Source organism: Streptomyces sp. ID05-26A, assembly GCF_033794685.1.
Taxonomy (GTDB): domain Bacteria; phylum Actinomycetota; class Actinomycetes; order Mycobacteriales; family Pseudonocardiaceae; genus Lentzea.
In genome coordinates, this window is the sequence record NZ_JARAYZ010000005.1 from 16,126 (window position 1) to 34,434 (window position 18,309).

General features: G+C 68.2%; 13 protein-coding genes and 2 tRNA genes. 9 read left to right on the forward strand and 6 right to left on the reverse strand.

The features are described from left to right. Window positions 1-72: 72 nt before the first annotated feature. The 3 genes from PV646_RS34640 (at window position 73) to PV646_RS34650 (ending at window position 1,925) form a co-directional block, all read left to right on the forward strand. Window positions 73-348, forward strand: coding sequence for a hypothetical protein (locus PV646_RS34640; RefSeq protein WP_500346537.1), 276 nt, complete (start codon window positions 73-75; stop codon window positions 346-348). Between the two features lie 97 nt (window positions 349-445). Beyond that, window positions 446-766 carry a WhiB family transcriptional regulator gene (locus PV646_RS34645; protein WP_189160471.1) on the forward strand — a complete coding sequence of 107 codons (321 nt, stop codon included), beginning with the start codon at window positions 446-448 and terminating at the stop codon, window positions 764-766. Window positions 767-1,103: 337 nt separating this feature from the next. Continuing rightward, window positions 1,104-1,925, forward strand: a complete 822-nt coding sequence (locus PV646_RS34650; RefSeq protein ID WP_500346538.1) for a class I SAM-dependent methyltransferase — start codon at window positions 1,104-1,106, stop codon at window positions 1,923-1,925. A 935-nt stretch (window positions 1,926-2,860) separates the two neighbouring features. On the opposite strand, the gene PV646_RS34655 is transcribed toward PV646_RS34650, so the two are convergent. From PV646_RS34655 to PV646_RS34670, 4 genes are all read right to left on the reverse strand, one after another. Then, window positions 2,861-3,403 carry a hypothetical protein gene (locus PV646_RS34655; protein ID WP_500346539.1) on the reverse strand — a complete coding sequence of 181 codons (543 nt, stop codon included), beginning with the start codon at window positions 3,401-3,403 and terminating at the stop codon, window positions 2,861-2,863. 85 nt (window positions 3,404-3,488) lie between these two features. After that, entirely contained in the window at window positions 3,489-4,799 is a 1,311-nt protein-coding gene (locus PV646_RS34660; protein ID WP_500346540.1) for an ABC1 kinase family protein, read from the reverse strand. After that, window positions 4,796-5,596: a hypothetical protein gene (locus tag PV646_RS34665; protein ID WP_500346541.1), complete on the reverse strand. Its 801-nt coding sequence runs from the start codon at window positions 5,594-5,596 to the stop codon at window positions 4,796-4,798. The genes PV646_RS34660 and PV646_RS34665 overlap by 4 nt, the downstream gene beginning before the upstream one ends. Window positions 5,597-5,642: 46 nt before the next feature. After that, window positions 5,643-5,798: a DUF5679 domain-containing protein gene (locus PV646_RS34670; RefSeq protein WP_189160476.1), complete on the reverse strand. Its 156-nt coding sequence runs from the start codon at window positions 5,796-5,798 to the stop codon at window positions 5,643-5,645. Between the two features lie 195 nt (window positions 5,799-5,993). Between PV646_RS34670 and PV646_RS34675 the strand changes: the two genes are divergently transcribed. After that, window positions 5,994-6,521, forward strand: coding sequence for a M48 metallopeptidase family protein (locus PV646_RS34675; RefSeq protein ID WP_189160477.1), 528 nt, complete (start codon window positions 5,994-5,996; stop codon window positions 6,519-6,521). Window positions 6,522-6,591: 70 nt separating this feature from the next. Here the strand turns inward: PV646_RS34675 and PV646_RS34680 are convergent, their stop codons facing one another. Then, window positions 6,592-7,893 (reverse strand): zinc-dependent metalloprotease, encoded by a 1,302-nt coding sequence (locus PV646_RS34680; RefSeq protein ID WP_500346542.1) that lies wholly within the window; start codon window positions 7,891-7,893, stop codon window positions 6,592-6,594. Window positions 7,894-7,937: 44 nt separating this feature from the next. On the opposite strand from PV646_RS34680, the gene PV646_RS34685 reads away from it, so the two are divergent. Further along, on the forward strand, window positions 7,938-9,017 hold the full coding sequence (locus PV646_RS34685; protein WP_500346543.1) for a YlbL family protein: 1,080 nt from the start codon (window positions 7,938-7,940) through the stop codon (window positions 9,015-9,017). Between the two features lie 94 nt (window positions 9,018-9,111). Here PV646_RS34685 and PV646_RS34690 read toward each other — a convergent pair whose 3' ends face one another. Next, window positions 9,112-9,642, reverse strand: coding sequence for a PPA1309 family protein (locus PV646_RS34690; RefSeq protein ID WP_500346544.1), 531 nt, complete (start codon window positions 9,640-9,642; stop codon window positions 9,112-9,114). A gap of 103 nt (window positions 9,643-9,745) precedes the next feature. Between PV646_RS34690 and PV646_RS34695 the strand changes: the two genes are divergently transcribed. From PV646_RS34695 to PV646_RS34710, 4 genes are all read left to right on the forward strand, one after another. After that, a complete protein-coding gene (locus tag PV646_RS34695) occupies window positions 9,746-12,748 on the forward strand; it encodes a UPF0182 family protein (protein ID WP_500346545.1) in 3,003 nt (1,000 codons plus the stop codon). Between the two features lie 51 nt (window positions 12,749-12,799). Continuing rightward, a tRNA-Met gene (locus PV646_RS34700) sits at window positions 12,800-12,873 on the forward strand. A 251-nt stretch (window positions 12,874-13,124) separates the two neighbouring features. Then, window positions 13,125-13,198 (forward strand) — tRNA-Met (locus PV646_RS34705). A 532-nt stretch (window positions 13,199-13,730) separates the two neighbouring features. Continuing rightward, complete coding sequence (locus PV646_RS34710) at window positions 13,731-18,098, forward strand: Ig-like domain repeat protein (RefSeq protein WP_500346546.1); 4,368 nt, start codon at window positions 13,731-13,733, stop codon at window positions 18,096-18,098. Window positions 18,099-18,309 lie beyond the last annotated feature (211 nt).

Genomic DNA, 18,309 nt, shown 5'->3' on the forward strand with positions numbered 1-18,309 from the left:
GGGGAAGAAGAACTACTACTACATCGCTCTAGCTCTCTGCAGCTGAGCTCTCTATGGAGGAGGTGACCCGTTGTGAAGCTCTCAATGACTTCGCGCGCGTTCGGCCTCTCCATGTCCGAGGGCCTCTGCACGTCCGCAACCGCTCAGGCTTCGTGGCAGCAGTCTGCCCTGAAGCCCGTTGCCTTGCTGACTCGTGAGCGGGCCACCGGACTGCGCGGCACCGCCCTCGGCGGCAGCGAACTGCGCAGCGAGCAGCCGATCGTCGCGCTGCCGGTGATCGATGGCGTCCACAACTACACGAATGCGCTGTCCGCGCATCAAGTGAGAAGGCTCCTGCCGACCCCATAGAGGGTCGAAGGACCACCAGGCTCACGAAAGCCGCGGACTCGTACAGAGTCCGCGGCTTTCGTGTTTTTGCAGTACCCCACACAAGGAGAAACACCTGATGTTGACCGCGACTGTCCCGCTCACCGGCGAGACACTTCCGGACCTCGCGGAGGGGCTCGACATCCCCTGCCGCACCCACAACCCCGACCTCTGGTTCGCCGACGCGCCCGCCGACCTCGAGAAGGCGAAGTCCTTCTGCGGGACCTGCCCGGTCCTCGCCGAGTGCCTCGCCGGTGCGGTCGCTCGTCACGAGCCGTGGGGCGTCTGGGGTGGAGAGATCTTCGAGCGCGGAGTCGTCATCGCGCGGAAGCGGCCGCGTGGCCGTCCGCGCAAGGACGCGGCAGTTGTTCCGGCCAGCAGGACGGAGTCGGCAGCGTGAACACCGTGCAGCTCAACCACAACGCAATGCCCACCTACCTGAACGAGGGCCTGACACACATGTCTCTGAGTGAAGAACTCGTGCGAATACGAATACAAGAAGCCCAGAGGTTCGCTGAAGAGCAACGCCTGGCGAACCGCCTCGCGTCAGCGCAACGTTGGCGCAGGTTGTCGCGATGGGCGGGACGCAGAGCGGCTCGCTTCGACCTCTGACAGTCACGAGCTGAGGCCGTCATCCACGAGAAGGTGGATGGCGGCCTCGGCCGTTCCTCCGTACCGTCCCCTTTGTGCCGCACCACACTCACGACGGAATCGACTGGTCAGCTCGCCTCCACGCGATGAGGCGCTACGGCTCGCTGCAGGCGGAGGCACTGGCCTCGGTCGCACGCAGACTGGTAGCTCCCCTGCCCGACTCACCGGTGGTGATGGACGTGGGTTGCGGCGCCGGCTCCATGAGCGTGCCCCTCGTCTCGGCCCTGCGAGAGCACGGCGGAGGCGTCCTGGTCCTGGTCGACGCCACCCCCGAACTGCTGGACGCGGCCTGCGCCGCTGCCCGGGCGGAAGGCGACGGCGCCGTCTCGGTGAAACCGGTCCTGGCCGACCTGGCCGCAGAAGACCCGCTCTCGTTCGCCGGCCCGGTGGAACTCATCTGGGGTTCCCGGGTCGTCCACCACCTCCCTGACCAGTTGCGCGGCATGAAACGCCTGGTAGAAGCCCTCGCCCCAGGCGGCTGGCTGGCCCTCGCTGAGGGCGGTCTCGAAACCCGCTTCCTCCCGTGGGACCTCGGCGTAGGTTCGCCCGGCCTGCAGGACCGCATGGCGGCGGCCCGCGCCTCGTGGTTCGTGTCGATGCGCGAGAAGATGACCGGCTCGGTCCGCCTCCCGGTCGGCTGGAACGTGGCCCTGGCCGACGCGGGCCTCGGCGAGATCAGCGCCTTCAGCTTCGTCGTCGACCACCCGGCCCCGGCCAAACAGCTGGTGCGCGACTGGGCAGTCGACCGCCTGACCTGGCTGGCCGAGATCACCGACGCTCACCTGCACCCGGCCGATCGGGACGCGCTTCGCCGGCTGTTGAATCCCTCCGACTCGGAGTACGTCGGCGCTCGTGAGGACGTGTTCCTGCTGGAGACCGACACCGTGCACGTGGGGCGGCGCCGGTGACGCCTGGCCCTCGGCCCGCGTCTGGTTCTGGGTCGGAGTCTGGTCCTGCGCCGGTGGGGGCTGGATCCGGGTCGGTGGACTCTGGTGCTGCGGTTGGGGCTGGTTCTGCCCCGGCGGGGTCCGGAGCTGTGCCGGCGGGGTCCGGAACTGCCCCGGTGGCGGCGTGCCACAGGTGTGGGCGGCTGCGTTCCTCCGTTTCTGACCTGGAGTTCCTGGCCTGGTCTTCGGAGCGGACCGGTGGGGTGCTCCGGTGGTTGTGTCAGGTGTGCTCGAAGACCCATGTGCGGGACATCGAGGGCAAGCTGCCGGACGAGTACTGGCGCTGACTCGCCTGGGAACGCGGATCATGCGGATCACGCGGTCGGGTGAAGTGTCGGCGGGTTGTGCGGTAGGCCGGGAGTGGGTTGGCGCCGGGCCACCGGGGTGATGTGGGTTGCCGGCCGGCGCCTGGGTTGAGGGTGGCGTGGGATGAGTTGCTGGGGTGAAGCGGTGTCGGCCGTGAGTGTCGGGTGCTGCCGTCAGGGCGGTGAGGCCCGCATGGCGAGGGTCATGCGGGTGAAGTGCGGAAGTGTGAGTTGGCTAGTGAGTGGGAGCGGGCGCGAGGCGTGAGGTGTCGGCCGTGAGGAGTCCGCGCGAGCCCGGTAGGTGCTGCCTCTTGGGGGAGCCGGCGCGAGCCCGACAGGTGCTCCCGCCTGAATGAGGTAGCGCGGGACGGTAGGTGGCGGCTGTGAGGAGTCCGCGCGAGCCCGGTGGATGCTGCCTCTCAGGGGAGCCCGCGCGAGTTTGGTGGGTGCTGACTCTTGGGGGAGCCGGCGCGAGCCCGATTGGTGCTCCCGCCTGAACGAGGCAACGCGAGGCGTCAGGTGTCTACCTCCTCAAAAAACCAGTGCGAGGCCCCTGGATATGGGCGGCGCGGGCGCGAAGGCGCGGGGCGGTCAGGTCGGGTACAGGTGTGACAAGACCTGTCTGAACAGCGCTGTTCCCCGGCGGCTGCTCACCCGTAACTCCTCGCGGAGTTCGCCCGGCGTGCACAGCCGGGCGTCCACCACGGCGTCGAGGATCTCCACCACGGCGCGTGGGTTCAGCTCCCGCCGGGCCATGTCCAGGGCTGCCCTGGGGGGAGGGGCCAGGCGTAGGCCGTGGCGTTCCACCACGTCTGGTGGGCGGGTGGTGCGTTCCAGCAGGATTCCTGGATTGGCTCTTCGCACATTGCTTCCCGCCAGCACGTGAATGTGTCTGGGCAGGGGAAGTGCCGCTCCTTGGCGGACCAGCGCGTCCGCTCCTGTGATCACCGAAGAAGGGCCTGCGAAAGAAAGGACCGCGCGGAGTCTGTCCAGCCGGGTCGCGGGGGACGGCTTGGTCAGGACGACGCCGGGCAGCAGGCGCTGCCACGACCCGGCGGGGGTGCAGTGGTGCTGGATCTCGCGTGAGGAGATTCCGGATTCGCGCAGTTCAGCGGTGGTGGCGATGTGTGTCATGTGCCCATCGTGGGGCACGGGAAGGGTGTTGAACCGGGGTCAGGGCGAACCTGTGGATAACTTCCCTCGGGTTCACTCGGACGAGTTAGTCGGCGAATCCTGGTTGCCAGCGCGCGACGATTTCGTGCGCTGTCACGTGGGCGTCGAGCTGGCAGAGAATGCCCGTCGCGCCCATTGTCACTCGGTGAATCAGCAGATATTGCGGCGGCAGGTTCAGGGAGCGGCCCGTCTGTGAATCCGGGCTGCGCAGGTCGCCCACCCTTTCCGCCTGCGACTGCAGCCAGCGGCGGGTGAAGTGGAACGACTCGGCGCGCAGCGGTTCGACGAACGGGGCGAGGTAGCCGAGGACGTCCTCGCCGTGCAGTTCCATGCCCTCGCGGATGAAGTTCTCGGTCCGCAGCAGTTCGACCAGGTCGGCGGAGCGTCCGTCGAGGGCCAGCCTCGTCATCAGGCCCAGGGTCTTGGGCAGGCCGTCCGGCAGGCGGGCCACGGCGCCGAAGTCGATCACGCGCAGGCGGCCGTCGTCGCCCAGCATGAAGTTGCCGGGATGCGGGTCGGCGTGCAGCAGGCCCGAGCGGGACGGGGCCGAGAAGTGGAACTCGGCCAGCAGCTGTCCGGCCAGGTCGCGGTCCTCGACGGAGCCCTCGCGGATGATCGACGACAGGCCCACGCCCGAGGTCCACTCGGTCACCATGACCTTGGGCGACGAGGCGATGACCCGGGGAACGAGCACGTGCGGGTCGTTCTCGAAGGCCTTCGCGAACGTGCGCTGGTTCGCGGCCTCGTCGCGGTAGTCGAGCTCCTCCAGGTACCGGTCGCGCAGCTCCTCCAGCAGCGGGCGCACGTCGGTGCCGGGCATGATCGCCTGCAGCAACCGGGAGAACCGCAGCAGCTGCTTCAGGTCGGCGCGCAGGGCCTCGTCCGCGCCGGGGTACTGGACCTTCACCGCGACCTCGCGGCCGTCGTGCCACACCGCGCGGTGCACCTGGCCGATCGACGCGGACGCGGCCGGGTCGTCGTCGAACTCCTGGAAGCGCTTCGTCCAGGACGCTCCGAGCTGTTCGGCGAGCACGCGGTGCGTGGTGCGGGCGGGCATCGGCGGGGCCGCGGTCTGCAGCTTCGTCAGCGCCTCGCGGTACGGCGCCGCCAGTTCGTCCGGGACCGCCGCCTCGAACACGCTCAGGGCCTGGCCGAACTTCATCGCGCCGCCCTTGAGCTGGCCCAGCACCGCGAAGACCTGTTCCGCCGTCTTGGCCGTCACCTCGGCGTTGACCTCGTCGGCCGCGCGTCCGGTCAGTCGCTTCCCCCAGCCGCCGACAACCCGGCCTGCCACCCCGAGCGGGAGGCTCGCCAGCTTGGCGGTGCGCTGCACGGCCTTGCGCGGAATCTCGGTCACTCGGCCATGTTATGTGCGGAGCACTGACAGTCAGGGTGCGGATACCAGCTTCGCCTCTCAGCAACACCGGACGCGAGGTCCAGCTCGAGAGTGGCGTTCAGCACTGGCGGAGGGGTCAGGTCGCGGCCGCGGAGGTAGATCAACGACTCCAGGATCTGCGCCACCGCCAACGCCGCCGTGCCCGACGCCACCAGCACGTCCGACGAGGCGGGCTTGCCGACGAGCTGGGCCGCGATGACGGGCCACGCCGGGTCCTGGTCGGTGCGGTGCAGGTCCGCGCAGTTCAGGCACGAAGAACGGCCAGGCAGGACCAGCGGCCCCACGATCCCCACGCCCTCACGGACGCGCACGGCCAGATGCGGCGTGCGGAACGCCATCAGCGTGCCCACGAGGTTCGGATCGGGGACCAGCGTCGCCGCCAGCACGGTCAGATCCGCGTTGTGCGCGAGCTGAACGCTCGATTCCGCTAGAAGCGAAGTAACTGAAAGTGCAAGGTGTCCGGACCCGTGGACGGCGGCTGTCCCACCCCTCTCGGGAGGTCCGTCGTCGAGCAGGCCGGCGTCTTCGAGTGAGGAGAGAACTTCACCCAGCTGGGTGGGGCTCCCGCCGCGGCTTTTCAGCCTTTCACCCAGTTCAGCGACAGTGTGCCGGCCGTCCATCGTGATCAGTTCGTCGACCAGCGCCTCGGGCAGCGAGTCGATCACGACGGCGTGCTTCGGGTCGGTGCCCACCTGGACGACGCCGGGGGCTCTGCGCACCACTGCCAGTCCGGCACGCACGCGAGGTCTTGTCTCCACGACGGTAGAGACTGGCAGGGGGCGGCGCCCCCTGCCAGCGCAAACGTCAGACCTTGGCCTTGCCGAGGATCCGCGTCATCTTCGTGCCACAGACAGGGCAGGTGCCCTTCGCCATGCGCCGACCATTGGTCTCCTCGACGTTGCCGTCGAAGTCCCGCTTCTCGCGGCACTTGACGCAATAGCCGTTGTAGGACTCGGCCACAGCCCCTCCCTTGCAGTTGTGAGTGCGGACACACTCGGGGACCTTGGCGCGACGGTACCTCTGCAAGCGTGCGAAACCGCGCATGTCGATTCCGCGCGTGTCCAGCCGCCGTTCGGTGGAACTTCACCCGCCGGGTGCGCGCCTGCCGCCGGTTGGGGGCCGAAAATTGTCGGTGGCGACGTTTACGGTGAATCCATGGCCGAACCGCGGGTGGAAGTGCGGCGGAGCCCCCGGCGCCGCCGCATGGTCAGCGCGTACCGGGAGGGCGACACCGTCGTCGTCCTCCTACCGGCACGGATGACCAAGGGGGAAGAGAAGCACTGGGTCGCGGAGATGTTGAGCCGCCTCCAGCGCAGTGAGACGCGCAGGAAGTCCCCTGCGCGCACATCGGACGAAGCGTTGATGGCGCGGTGCGCCGAGCTTTCGGCGCGTTACCTGGACTCGCTGGCGGAGCCGGTGAGCGTGCGCTGGGTGCCGCCCATGCGCACGCGCTGGGCGTCCTGCACGCCGACGGAGGGCACGATCCGCGTGTCCGAACGGCTGCGCGACGTGCCGCCGTGGGTGCTCGACTACGTGCTGGTGCACGAGCTCGCGCACCTGCTGGTGCCAGGGCACGGCAAGGACTTCTGGGAGTGGGTGCACCGCTACCAGAAGACCGAGCGGGCCATGGGTTACCTGGAGGGTCTCTCGGCCGCCGCAGGCTGGGGGATCACCGAGGACTGAAGGACCGCACGAACGCAACGCGCTCGGCGAGGGAAGTCCTCACCGGGCGCGCTGCACGTTCAAGAGCCGATCAGGCCTCTTCAGGCTTGTCGCCCTTCTCGCCGTCCTCGCGCATGGTGCGCTCCAGCTCGGCGATCGGGTCCTCGAGGGCCTTGCGGGTGTTCGTGAGGCGCTCGGCGAACTCCAGGGGGTCGTCCAGGTCCGCGGCCGTCGGGACGAGCTCGGCGTGCTCCCACACGCTGTCGCGCACCTCGACGCCGTGCTGGTCGCCGACCAGCTTCCACAGGGCGGAGGCGGCGCGCAGCTTGCGCGGGCGCAGCTCCAGGCCGACGAGCGTCGCGAACGTCTGCTCGGCCGGGCCGCCGGAGGCACGGCGGCGGCGCAGCGTCTCGCGCAGGGCGGGAGCGCCCGGCAGGCGTTCGGAGACGGCGGAGTCGACCACGACGTCCACCCAGCCCTCGACGAGCGCGAGGAGCGTCTCCAGGCGCTCGAGAGCGGCCTTCTGCTCCGGGGTGGTCTGCGGTTCGAGCAGGCCCGAGCCCATGGCCTCCTCGATGGAGGCGGGGTTCGACGGGTCGATCTGGCCCGCGAGCTGCTCCAGGGCGGAGGTGTCGACCTTGATGCCCTTGGCGAACTCCTCGACGGTGTCGAGCAGGCGCTGCCGCAGCCACGGCACGTGGGTGAAGAGGCGCTGGTGAGCGGCTTCGCGCGCGGCGAGGAACACCATCACCTCGGACGCGGGGCGCTCCAGGCCCTCGGTGAACTTCTCGATGTTCGCCGGCAGCAGGGCGGAGGTGCCCTCGGGGCCGAGCGGCAGGCCGACGTCGGTCGAGGTGAGCACCTCGGCGCCGAGCTGCGCCAGCGCGTTGCCGAGCTGCGAGCCGAACGCCATGCCGCCCATCTGGCCGAGCATCGCGAGCAACGGGCCGGCCGCCTGCTTGGCCTCGGCGGGCATCGCCTCGACCCAGGCGCCGGACATGCGCTGCGCGACCGGGTCGCACAGGCGCTGCCAGGTCGGAATGGTGCGCTCGATCCAGTCGCGCGCGGTCCACGCCTGCGTGGTGCGGGTGCCGGCGGGCAGCGACGTGACCGGGTCCAGCCACATCTCGGCCAGGTGCACGGCGTCGGTGACCGCGCTCGACTGGTCGCCGGCGAACCCGATCGTGGTCGTCGTCGAGGACAGCTGCTGGAACGCGATCTGCTTCGCGAGGTCGTAGTTGACTGGCCCGCTCGACGACCCCGCGTTGCTCAGCATGGAGCCCAGCTGGCTGAGCATGTTGCCCAGCTGGCTGAAGTCGAACGGGTTGTCTCCCGGCTTCCCGCTCTTGTCGTCGGGGTCGTGCGGGCTGAACCCGAACGGCACGTCACTCATGCCTCTACCGTACGCGGACCGACATGGTCGTACGCTGTTCAGCCGTGAGTGAAACCGTCACGACCGCACCCCCGCCCGCGCCCCCGCCGAGGGAACGCGGACTGACGCGCCGGACCTGGACGCTGATCGTCAGCTTCCTGGTGGTGGCGGCACTCGGACTGCTCGGCGGTTTCGCCAGAGTCCCGTACGTCGCGCTGGGCCCCGGCCCGACCTACGACGTGCTCGGCCAGGTCAAGGACACCGACGTGGTCTCGGTCGACGGCCAGGACACCTTCCCCACCAAGGGAACCCTGCGGATGACGACGGTCTCGCTCACCGACGACGTCTCGCTGTTCGGCGCGCTGGGCCTGTGGCTGTCGGGCCGCTACGCCCTGGCGCCGCGCGAGGAGTTCTTCAAGCCCGGTGAGTCGGAGGAGGAGGTGCAGAAGAACAACGAGCTCGCGTTCAGCGAGTCGCAGACCTCCGCCGAGGTCGCCGCGCTGCACTACCTCAAGTATCCGGGCATGGTGATCGCGAACCAGGTCACCAAGGGCAGCCCCGCGGAGAACGTCATCCCGCTCGGCGCCCGCATCATCTCCGTCAACGGCAAGCAGGTGCAGAGCGCCGCCGACGTGAGCTCCGCGCTGGAGAACACCAAGCCGGGCGAGCGCATCGAGGTGGCGTTCGAGAAGGACGGCACCTCCCAGTCGACGCAGCTCACCCTGGGCACCCGCGACGACGGCCGGCCCGCGGGCTTCATCGGCATCTCGCCGGTCGACCGCGCCGACGTGCCGTTCAAGATCAAGATCAGCCTGTCCGACGTCGGCGGCCCGTCGGCCGGCCTGATCTTCGCGCTGGCGATCGTCGACAAGCTGACGCCCGGCGAGCTCAACGGTGGCAAGGCCATCGCGGGCACCGGCGAGATCACGGGAGACGGCACCGTGAAGCCGATCGGCGGTATCGCGTTCAAGATGGTCGCCGCGAAGGAAGCGGGCGCGCAGGCGTTCCTCGTGCCCGCCGCGAACTGCACCGACGCGAAGCAGCAGGCGCCGAGCGACCTCAAGCTGATCAAGGTCGAGAACCTGACGGACGCCGTGTCGTCGCTGGAGGCGCTCAACGCCGGCAAGGACACACCGAGCTGCTGACCGGCGCGCTGTCCGCTCACCGCGAACACCAGGCAACGAGATCACAACCCCGGCGCGATCAGGCGCCGGGGTTGTGCCAGCCTGGGGGACGTGACTAGGGGCGCAGCGTGGCGAGCAGGGCGTCGGTGAGGTTGGGCGCCAGCTCGGGGTGCTCGACGACCTCCTCCGGCACCTCGGCCGTCCCGCGCAGGCGCAGCACGCAGAAGACCGAGCCGTCACGCAGGACCGCGGCCACCATGCGCGCCTCGCGGCGTGACGGGTGCTCGGCGGCGAACTTCCGCGCCGCCTCGTCGTCCAGTTCGCCGTGGCTCAGTTCCGTCTCCGCCTCCGGGGGCAGGACGACGATCTCCTGGGCCAGGGCGCAGCCGGTCACGGCCGGGGGCCACTCGATGCCCGCGAGCGCGTCGCCCAGATCGCCGTCCAGGGAGTCCTGGGCGATCGGGGTCAGCGGGCTCGACTCGGGGTCGAGCTGGTCCCGCAGCTCCGGCTGCTGGTCGAGCAGGTCTGAGGTGGCCACTAGGGCGAAGAGTTGCGGTGGCTGCTCCCAGCCGCCTGCCGCTACGAACTCCTCGACCTCGCGGGCGACCGTCGGAAGGATGACCGCTGGCGTTTCACTCGCTGACACGCATGTCATCGTAAGACGGCGGACTTCACGGGAACCCAGGGCGTCGTCCGTAGAGTTGGACTAAACGTACGTATCGATTTACCGCGATCCAGGAGCGTGCCTCGTGGCCACACGGCCTCCGGTCGGACTGCCGAAACTGTCCCGACGCAGCCGAATACTGCTCATCGTCGGAGTTGTGCTCCTGTTCGGTCTCATCACGGGATCGCGGCTGCTCGACACCTATGTCAACTGGCTGTGGTTCGGCGAGGTGAAATTCCGCGACGTCTACAGCACCGTGCTGCTCACCCGGCTGGGGCTGTTCGCGGCCGTCGGGCTCGTGGTCGGCGGCATCGTCGGGCTGAACCTCCTGCTCGCCTACCGGGCGCGGCCGGTGTTCGTGCCGGTGTCCGGGCCGGACGACCCGGTGGCGCGCTACCGCACCGTCGTGATGCGGCGGATGCGGTTGTTCTCGATCGGCATCCCCGTCTTCGTCGGCTTGATCGCGGGCGCGTCGGCGCAGAACGACTGGGAGCACGTCCAGCTGTTCCTGAACTCGCAGCCGTTCGGCGTGACCGACCCGCAGTTCGGGCACGACATCGGCTTCTACGCGTTCCAGCTGCCGTTCTACGAGTGGCTGCTGTCGTGGCTGTTCATCACGGTCGCGGTGTCGTTCATCGGCGCGGTGATCGCGCACTACCTGTTCGGCGGCATCCGGCTGGCCGGTCGCGGCGGACAGCTCTCCGGTCCCGCGCGGCTGCACCTGGCGCTCGTCGCCGGCACGTTCGTGCTGCTGAAGGCCGTCGCGTACTTCTTCGACCGGTACACGCTGCTGCTGCACGAGAACGAGAAGTTCGTCGGCGCGAGCTACACCGACCTCAACGCGGTGCTGCCGGCCAAGCTGATCCTGCTGTGCATCGCGGTGTTCTGCGCCGTCGCGTTCTTCGCGGGCGCGTTCATGCGCAACGTGCAGCTGCCCGCCATCGCGACCGTGCTGCTGGTGCTGTCGAGCGTGCTCGTCGGCGCGGCGTGGCCCGCGGTGCTGGAGCAGTTCTCGGTCAAGCCGAACGCCATCCAGAAGGAAGCCGAGTCGATCACCCGCAACATCGCGGCGACGAGGCAGTCGTTCGGGCTGACCGACGACAAGGTCGAGACGAAGCCGTACGACGGCAAGCAGAACGTCACCAACGACCAGCTCAAGGTCAACGACGCGGGCACCCTGGGCAACATCCGCCTGCTCGACCCGGCCGTGCTGGCGCGCACCTTCACGCAGTTCCAGCAGCTGCGGCCGTTCTACGGCTTCCCGAACAAGCTCGACGTCGACCGGTACACAGTGGACGGAAAGCTGCGCGACTACATCGTCGCGGTGCGCGAGCTGAAGCTCGACAGCCTGCCGCAGGGCCAGCGCGACTGGATCAACCAGCACCTCATCTACACGCACGGCAACGGCTTCGTCTACGCCGAGGCGAACAAGGTGAACGCGATCGCCGACGAGTCCAACGGCGGTTACCCGGACTTCAAGACCGGTGAGGTCAAGTCCAACGGCGAGATCGGCAACGACCCGAAGGGCATCAAGGTCGACCAGCCGCGCACGTACTACGGCGAGCTGTTCGGCCAGAACGACTACTCGATCGTCGGCGGCCGCCCGGCCGGTTCGGCGGCGGAGTACGACACGGACGCCAAGTCCTACACCTACACCGGTGGCGGCGGCGTCCCGATCGGCAGCCTGTTCAACAAGCTCGCCTTCGCGGCGTACTACGGCGAGCGCAACATCCTCTTCAACCAGTCGATCGCGGACGACTCGAAGATCCTGTTCAAGCGCACCCCGCGCGACCGCGTGCAGGCCGTCGCCCCGTGGCTCACGGTGGACAGCGACCCGTACCCGGCCGTCGTCAACGGCCGCATCACGTGGATCGTCGACGGCTACACCACGCTCGAGAACTACCCGTACGCGCAGCGCACCCAGCTCGGTGACGCGACGAACGACTCGCTCACCGCGGACGGCGTCGTCATCTCGCAGGTCAACAAGCCCGTCAACTACATCCGCAACTCGGTCAAGGCCACTGTGGACGCTTACGACGGCACCGTGAGCCTGTACCAGATCGACGACAAGGACCCGGTCCTCAAGGCGTGGATGGGCGTCTTCCCGGGCACGGTGAAGCCGGGCAGCGAGATCTCCAACGAGCTGCGCCAGCACTTCCGCTACCCCGAGGACCTGTTCAAGGTGCAGCGGCAGATCCTGTCGAAGTACCACGTCTCGTCGCCGTCGGACTTCTACTCCGGTGTCGCCTACTGGGCACCGCCGCAGGACCCGACGATCGACAACGTGACGACGGCCGACGCCCAGCGCGACGCGGCGAGCAAGCGCCGCGACGCCCAGCCGCCGTTCTACGTCCTCGCCGGTGACCCGAGCGACCCGAGCAAGGTCCGCTTCCAGCTGACCAGCCCGCTCGTGCGTGAGAACCGGGAGTTCATGGCGGCCCACGTCTCGGTCGGATCCGATCCGGACAACTACGGGAAGATCAGCGTCCTGCAGCTCAACCAGGACGCGAAGGGCCCGCAGCAGATCCAGACGCAGTTCCTCACGTCCGACAACGTCAGTCGCGAGCTCAACCTGCTGACCCAGCAGAAGACGACGGTCGTCTACGGCAACCTGCTCACGTTGCCCGTGGGCGGAGCGCTGCTCTACGTCGAACCCGTCTACATCGAGCGCGCGTCGAACAACACGTCGTACCCGCAGCTGTCGAAGGTGCTCGTCTGGTACGGCGACCGGGTCGGCTACGCGTCCACGCTGAACGAGGCGCTGGACCAGGTGCTCAGCGGTGCGGGCTCGGTCGTGCCGCCGCCGAGCGACAACAGCAACGGCAACGGCCAGACCTCGACGTCGCCGACGACGCCACCCGCGAACAGCTCGTTGAGTCCTGACCTGCAGAAGGCCATCAACGACATCGACGCGGCCCTGGCCGACATCAAGCGGGCGCAGACGAGCGGGAACTTCACCGAGCTCGGCCAGGCGTACTCGAAGCTGGACGACGCCTCGAAGAGGTTCAAGCAGTACAACACCGGTGCGCCGGCCGCGCCGACGACGGGCCAGTCGTCGGTTGTGCCGAGCCCCACACCGTCTGGCTGACCTACCGATTTGCTTTATCTGCTCCGCCCCGCGTAAGGTTCTAATTACCGACGCGGGGTGGAGCAGCTCGGTAGCTCGCTGGGCTCATAACCCAGAGGTCGCAGGTTCAAATCCTGTCCCCGCTACAAGGCAGAGGCCCGGAACCATCAGGTTCCGGGCCTCTTGCTTTTCGACAACTGAATCCGCTGCTGCGACGGGCCGGCTTTTCGTTCGAAGAAGGCCTGTCCGGCAATCCTCGGCTCCACGACCGGCAGGTAGCGCCTGTGTGGCCCTCTACCTGCGGAAACGTCGTTAGAGGGGGGTGGTGAAAAAGCGGTTTTCGGGGGGTGTAGAGTTCTCCTTACAACAGCAAGACAGCAACACAAGTTAGAAGCGGCGCGGGGTGGAGCAGCTCGGTAGCTCGCTGGGCTCATAACCCAGAGGTCGCAGGTTCAAATCCTGTCCCCGCTACTAAGTTACGCAGGTCAAGGCCACGATCACTTTCGAAGTGATCGTGGCCTTGATCTTTTTGCCATCCAGATGTCATCGAACCAGTCCCGCTCCAAGATCATCTTTGACGTTGCGTGAGGGCTCTACTCCTGGGCGCCATCGGGTTCGTCGGACTCCGGGCCCGCATCTCGGGACTGGTTGGCACGCGCAGACGGACTTCCGGGCCGCCTGCCCGGTCCGGGTGCCGGGGCTGTGTCGAGGCGGTCCTGCCGTGGTGGTGGAACACCGGAACTTCCGGTGCGGCGGTGTGTTCACCTGCCCGCAGGTCTGGGCTCCTGATCCCTGATAGCCCGCGTCAGCCAGAAACTGCACACCTGGCGTGTCCTCCAGCATTGTGACCAGGCCGGAGTCAGCGCAGAGCGCGTGTAACGCGGTGCATCGGCCGCGCGACATCCGCACAACGGTAGTGCCGGTGGGGTGTGGTGACGGGAGTGCGGGCGTGGCGCTGGGGAAGGGAGGGCGTCGGGTTGGATTGCTGGTGACGGTGGCCTCCATGATCGTGTTCTTGGTGGTCGTGCCCTCGAACACGGCTGTTGGGCAGACGAATTCGCCGGTGACCGTCTCCATGAGCGTGTCGGCATCGCCGGTGTCCGTGGGCGACGAGGTGCGGGTCACTGCTGTCGTCGCAGGTCGCGACGCCGTCGGAACACCGACGGGAAACGTGCTGTTCGCTGTTGACGGTCGTGCGGGCACGCGTGTGGCGCTGGTGGATGGCGCGGCCACGTTGCCCTTGTCCGATCTGGACGTCGGAGTCCACACGGTGACGGCCGCCTACGACGGCGACGGCACGTTTGCGGCGGGGGATGCCGGTCCGGGAGCGCGGATCGTCGTGGTGCCCGGCGGCACGTCTCGCTACGTCCCGTTGACGCCTGCCCGGTTGCTCGACACCAGGCCAGGCAGCCAAACCGGCTTCAGCGGCGGCAAGCCGAACAGCGGTGGAGTAGTGCAGCTCCAGGTGGCCGGCCGTGGTGGGGTGCCGGTCAAGGACGTGTCCGCCGTCGTGCTCAACGTGACCGCGACGGAGACCGAAGGGGCGGGCTTCGTCACGGTGTACCCGGCCGACGGGCCGCGACCGCTGGCATCGAATCTGAACCCCGAGTTCGTCGGCCAGACGATTCCCAACCTGGTGGTCGTGCCCTTGTCCGCGTCCGGGCAGGTGGCGCTCTACACCCTCGTGCCCGCACATCTCGTGGCTGACGTCGCCGGGTACTTCACGCCGACCGTGAGCGCGGCGGACGGCCGGCTTGTCCCGGTGACACCGGCCCGGCTGCTGGACACCCGGTCTGACGGACCGCAAACCGGTTACACAGGACCGAAACCGGGCGCGGGCGCCACGGTGGGCCTGCAGGTGACCGGCCGCGGTGGAGTGCCCGCCGACGGGGTGGCGGCGGTGGCGCTGAACGTGACGGCCACCAACACCGGCGCTTCGGGCGGGTACATCACCGCGTATCCGGACGGCGTTTCCCGGCCGCTGGCGTCCAATCTCAACTTCACCCGGGTCGGGCAGACGATCCCGAACGCGGTTTGGGTGCCGGTCTCCAGCGCGGGGCGGATCAACCTGTTCGCGTCGCAGTCCACTGACCTGGTTGTCGATGTCGTCGGCTGGTTCACCACCAGCCGAGCCAGCCAGAAGACCAGCGGGTTGTTCGTGCCCACCAGCCCGAGCCGGGTGCTTGACACCCGCGTGGACGGGCCGCAGAAGGGCTACAGCGGACAGAAGCCCGGCCCGAACGCGGTCGTCGCAGTCCGCGGCGCCCCGATTCCAGCCGCAAGTGCCGCTGCGGTGGTTACCAACGTGACCGGTGTGGACGCCACCGGCACCGGGTACGTCTCCGCCTACCCAGCGGGGCAACCACGTCCCCTCGCGTCCAGCCTCAACCTGGATCTCCCTGGACAGACTCGCCCGAACCTGGTGACGAGTCCCTTGGGCGAAAACGGCACCGTGAACCTTTTCACGCAGTCCGGCACCCATCTCCTTGCGGACGTTGCCGGTTGGTTCACCAACGACCTCGATCCCGCGCCGGCGACGACACAACACACGACGGCTGAGGCGGCACCCGGCACACTGACGCTCCCACCGGATGGGGTCACCGCAGTAACCGGCGACTCGACGACCGGCTACACGGTGCGCTTACCTGCCGGTGCTGCGGTTCCCGCCCAGGGCACCGCGGTCGTGCTCCAGGGCGGTGGCGCTGTCTACCCGAGTGGCCTTGCCGGGCGGGTCACCGCCGTGAAACCGGGCATTGGCGGCACGACCGATGTCACACTGGCGCCGGTGGCCCTCGACGAGGTGTTCCGCGTGCTCGACGTCGGATATGACGGACCTGCCGACCTCATCCCGACCACTACCGCGGCCACGCCCGCCGCCCGCGCGGACGTCACCGCAAGCGACATCGGCGGCGGAGAGACGAGCGTTGAGAACTCGCTCATCGACTTCGGGGCGGGTGCATTCGACTGCGACGTCAGCACCGGTGTCTCTGTGTCGGCGTCGCTGGTGCGGTTCGAGAACACGAGAGTCCACTTCGAACAGCGCGTCGGCTTCGGCGTCGCACCGTACGTGTCGTTCTACGTGCAGACCGAGCCGGTCGTGCGATTCTCCGGCGAGGTGCACGGCAAGGTGACGTGCGAGCTGTCCGCCGCGTTCCGCAACACCCACCGTCTCGTCTGGACACTGCCGACCTCGGTGCCGGTGACCGTCGACCTCGCGCCGGCGCTGCGGTTCGAGGCCACAGTCGCGGGCAACATCACCTTCACGGAACGCTTCTACCGGATGGTCGGCTTCTCCACCAATCCCGACCTGTCGATCCGTACCTACAACGCTGGTTCGCAGGCCACCGAGGACGCCTCCGTCGGCGCCGACGTGTCGGCGTCGTTGCTGATCGGCGCGGACGCGTCGGTCAAGCTGCTGGACGTCGCAGGCGCCGGGATCACCCTCGGCCCGGAATTCAAGGCGTCGGTGGACCAAAGCCGTTGCGTCGAGCTGTCTGTCGCCATCACCGCGGACTTCGACCTGCGGATCAACCTGTGGATCAAACAGTTCAAGTACACCGTGCTCACGTTGCGGCTCGGCCCGTGGACCCTCTTCCGGCAGTGTCCAGGCGGCGGCACCCATCCACTGTCGATCGTGACGGGCGACCTCGGCCCGTACCCGGTGAGCCAAGCCGTCAACGTGCGACTCCAGGCAAGCGGCGGCGTGTCGCCGTACTCGTGGCAGGCGGTGAACCTTCCGCCCGGACTGGCGCTGTCCGCACAGGGCGTCCTCACCGGTACACCCACCGCCGGCGGCGTCAGCACCGCGACGATCACGGTGAGGGACCAGCCAGGCACAACGGTCTCGCGGGATTTCCGGATCACTGTGACCAGCCCGGTGACCGTCGGGCCCACGGCCTGGGCGACCGCGCACGCGCATCTGGTCTACGTGCAGTACCTGGACGTCCAGCCGTACTGCGACGACCGCGACATGGTCTACCGCGCGGATGGACTGCCTCCCGGGCTGTCGCTTGTCGGCGGGTGGGCCTTCGGCATAGTGGCCGTGTCCGGTGTGACCGATGCGCTCGGCACGTACGGTGTCACCGTCACGATCACCTGCCGGGGTCAGACCACCACCCTCCGGGTGACCTTGAAGGTCGCTCCGGCACCCGACTCCGGGCCGGATGGGGTGCCGAACTTCGGTATGTCCGTGGGTAGCAGCGGAAGCACCGGCTACGACCCGGGCTACGCGGGTCCATGGGTGTCGGCCGCACAACCCAGCCCGGACGGCCGCCACATCGCCACGATTCTCGGCGCCACCGGGGTCGTCGCCGTGTACGACAAGAACTCCACCACGATGATCCCGCTGACCTACGGACTCTCCGACTCCGGCATCGGTTATGGCGGCGCCGACTCGAACCTGGCTTGGTCGCCGGACGGCAGGTATCTCGCGTTCGTCTCGAGGGAGAATCTCGACGCGCCCGAACCGGGTGACCCGGATGGCAACCACGGCTGGTACGACGTTTTCGTCTGGGACAGCCACACCGGCACAACCCGCAGGATCACGGACAGCCCACCCTTCGGCTACGGGACCCAGAGCGACACCCCGGTGTGGTCACCTGACGGCACTCTCCTGGCTTTCAACAGCCGCGACCAGGACCACACCGTCGACCGGGTGCGGACTTGGCGCCCCGCGACCAACCAGCTCAGTGACCTGCCCTGCGGAAACGGCCAAGGCTGCCGAGCCGTCGCGTCCTCCACCCCCGGCGCCACGGAGCCGTGGACCGCCGACTCCCAGCACCTCACCATGATGGAACACAGGCCCGGCGACTTCTACGGCGTCACCGGCCTCCGGGTGTGGGATCGAGCAGGTGGTTCCCGCCTGCTCTCCACCGCCGACCGTTACTTCGGTGCCCGGCTCACCCAGGACGGCCGCAAGGCGGTGGTCGAACAAGTGCAGGGCAACATCCGCACGACCCATCTCGTGGACGTGCTCACGGGCGCCGTCATGGAGAACTACACAGCGTCGGTAACCGTCAACCCGGAGGCGGTGGCGCCAAGCGTGTTCTCCCGGTCCGGCGGCCACTTTGTGCTGTGGGCGTGCTTCGACACACCGACCAATCGCTGTGGACCGGCGATCGTGGACACCGACACCGGCGCAACCGACGCAAGCCTGGTGGACATCGGGTCGATTGTCGGCTGGGTCGGGGACACGGCCGTATTCGTGAAGGTCACGAACCAGTACTGCTACACGGCGGTTATACCGGGCGGCATCCGCCGCACTATCGGCTGCTACGGCTTCGACTGGCAGGTGGGCAGCGACGGCACCGGCCTCTATCTGTCCCACGTCACTGCACCGGGCACCGTGGGACTCCGACGAATCGCGGTATGACCGGTCGCGGGCCGAGTTGCGTGGAGGCCGCCAGAGAAAGTGTGCAACCGGTCACGTTGGTTTCAGGTTCTCCGGATGTCAGCAGCCACCCGCTGGTCAGGCCGCCCTTCGGACCTGTTGCGAGTCTTCGAGACGTACTTCTTGAATTTCTGGCGGCCTGTACGCGGCTCACCTGCAGTTTGCTGGGAAATCTGCAGGTCGGCCAGAAGTT

Coding starts and splice junctions, on each gene's coding strand:
- PV646_RS34650 (WP_500346538.1), top strand. CDS start 1,104: ATGAGGCGCTACGGCTCGCTGCAGGCGGAGGCACTGGCCTCGGTCGCA.
- PV646_RS34645 (WP_189160471.1), top strand. CDS start 446: ATGTTGACCGCGACTGTCCCGCTCACCGGCGAGACACTTCCGGACCTC.
- PV646_RS34680 (WP_500346542.1), bottom strand. CDS start 7,893: ATGAGTGACGTGCCGTTCGGGTTCAGCCCGCACGACCCCGACGACAAG.
- PV646_RS34675 (WP_189160477.1), top strand. CDS start 5,994: ATGGCCGAACCGCGGGTGGAAGTGCGGCGGAGCCCCCGGCGCCGCCGC.
- PV646_RS34655 (WP_500346539.1), bottom strand. CDS start 3,403: ATGACACACATCGCCACCACCGCTGAACTGCGCGAATCCGGAATCTCC.
- PV646_RS34710 (WP_500346546.1), top strand. CDS start 13,731: ATGATCGTGTTCTTGGTGGTCGTGCCCTCGAACACGGCTGTTGGGCAG.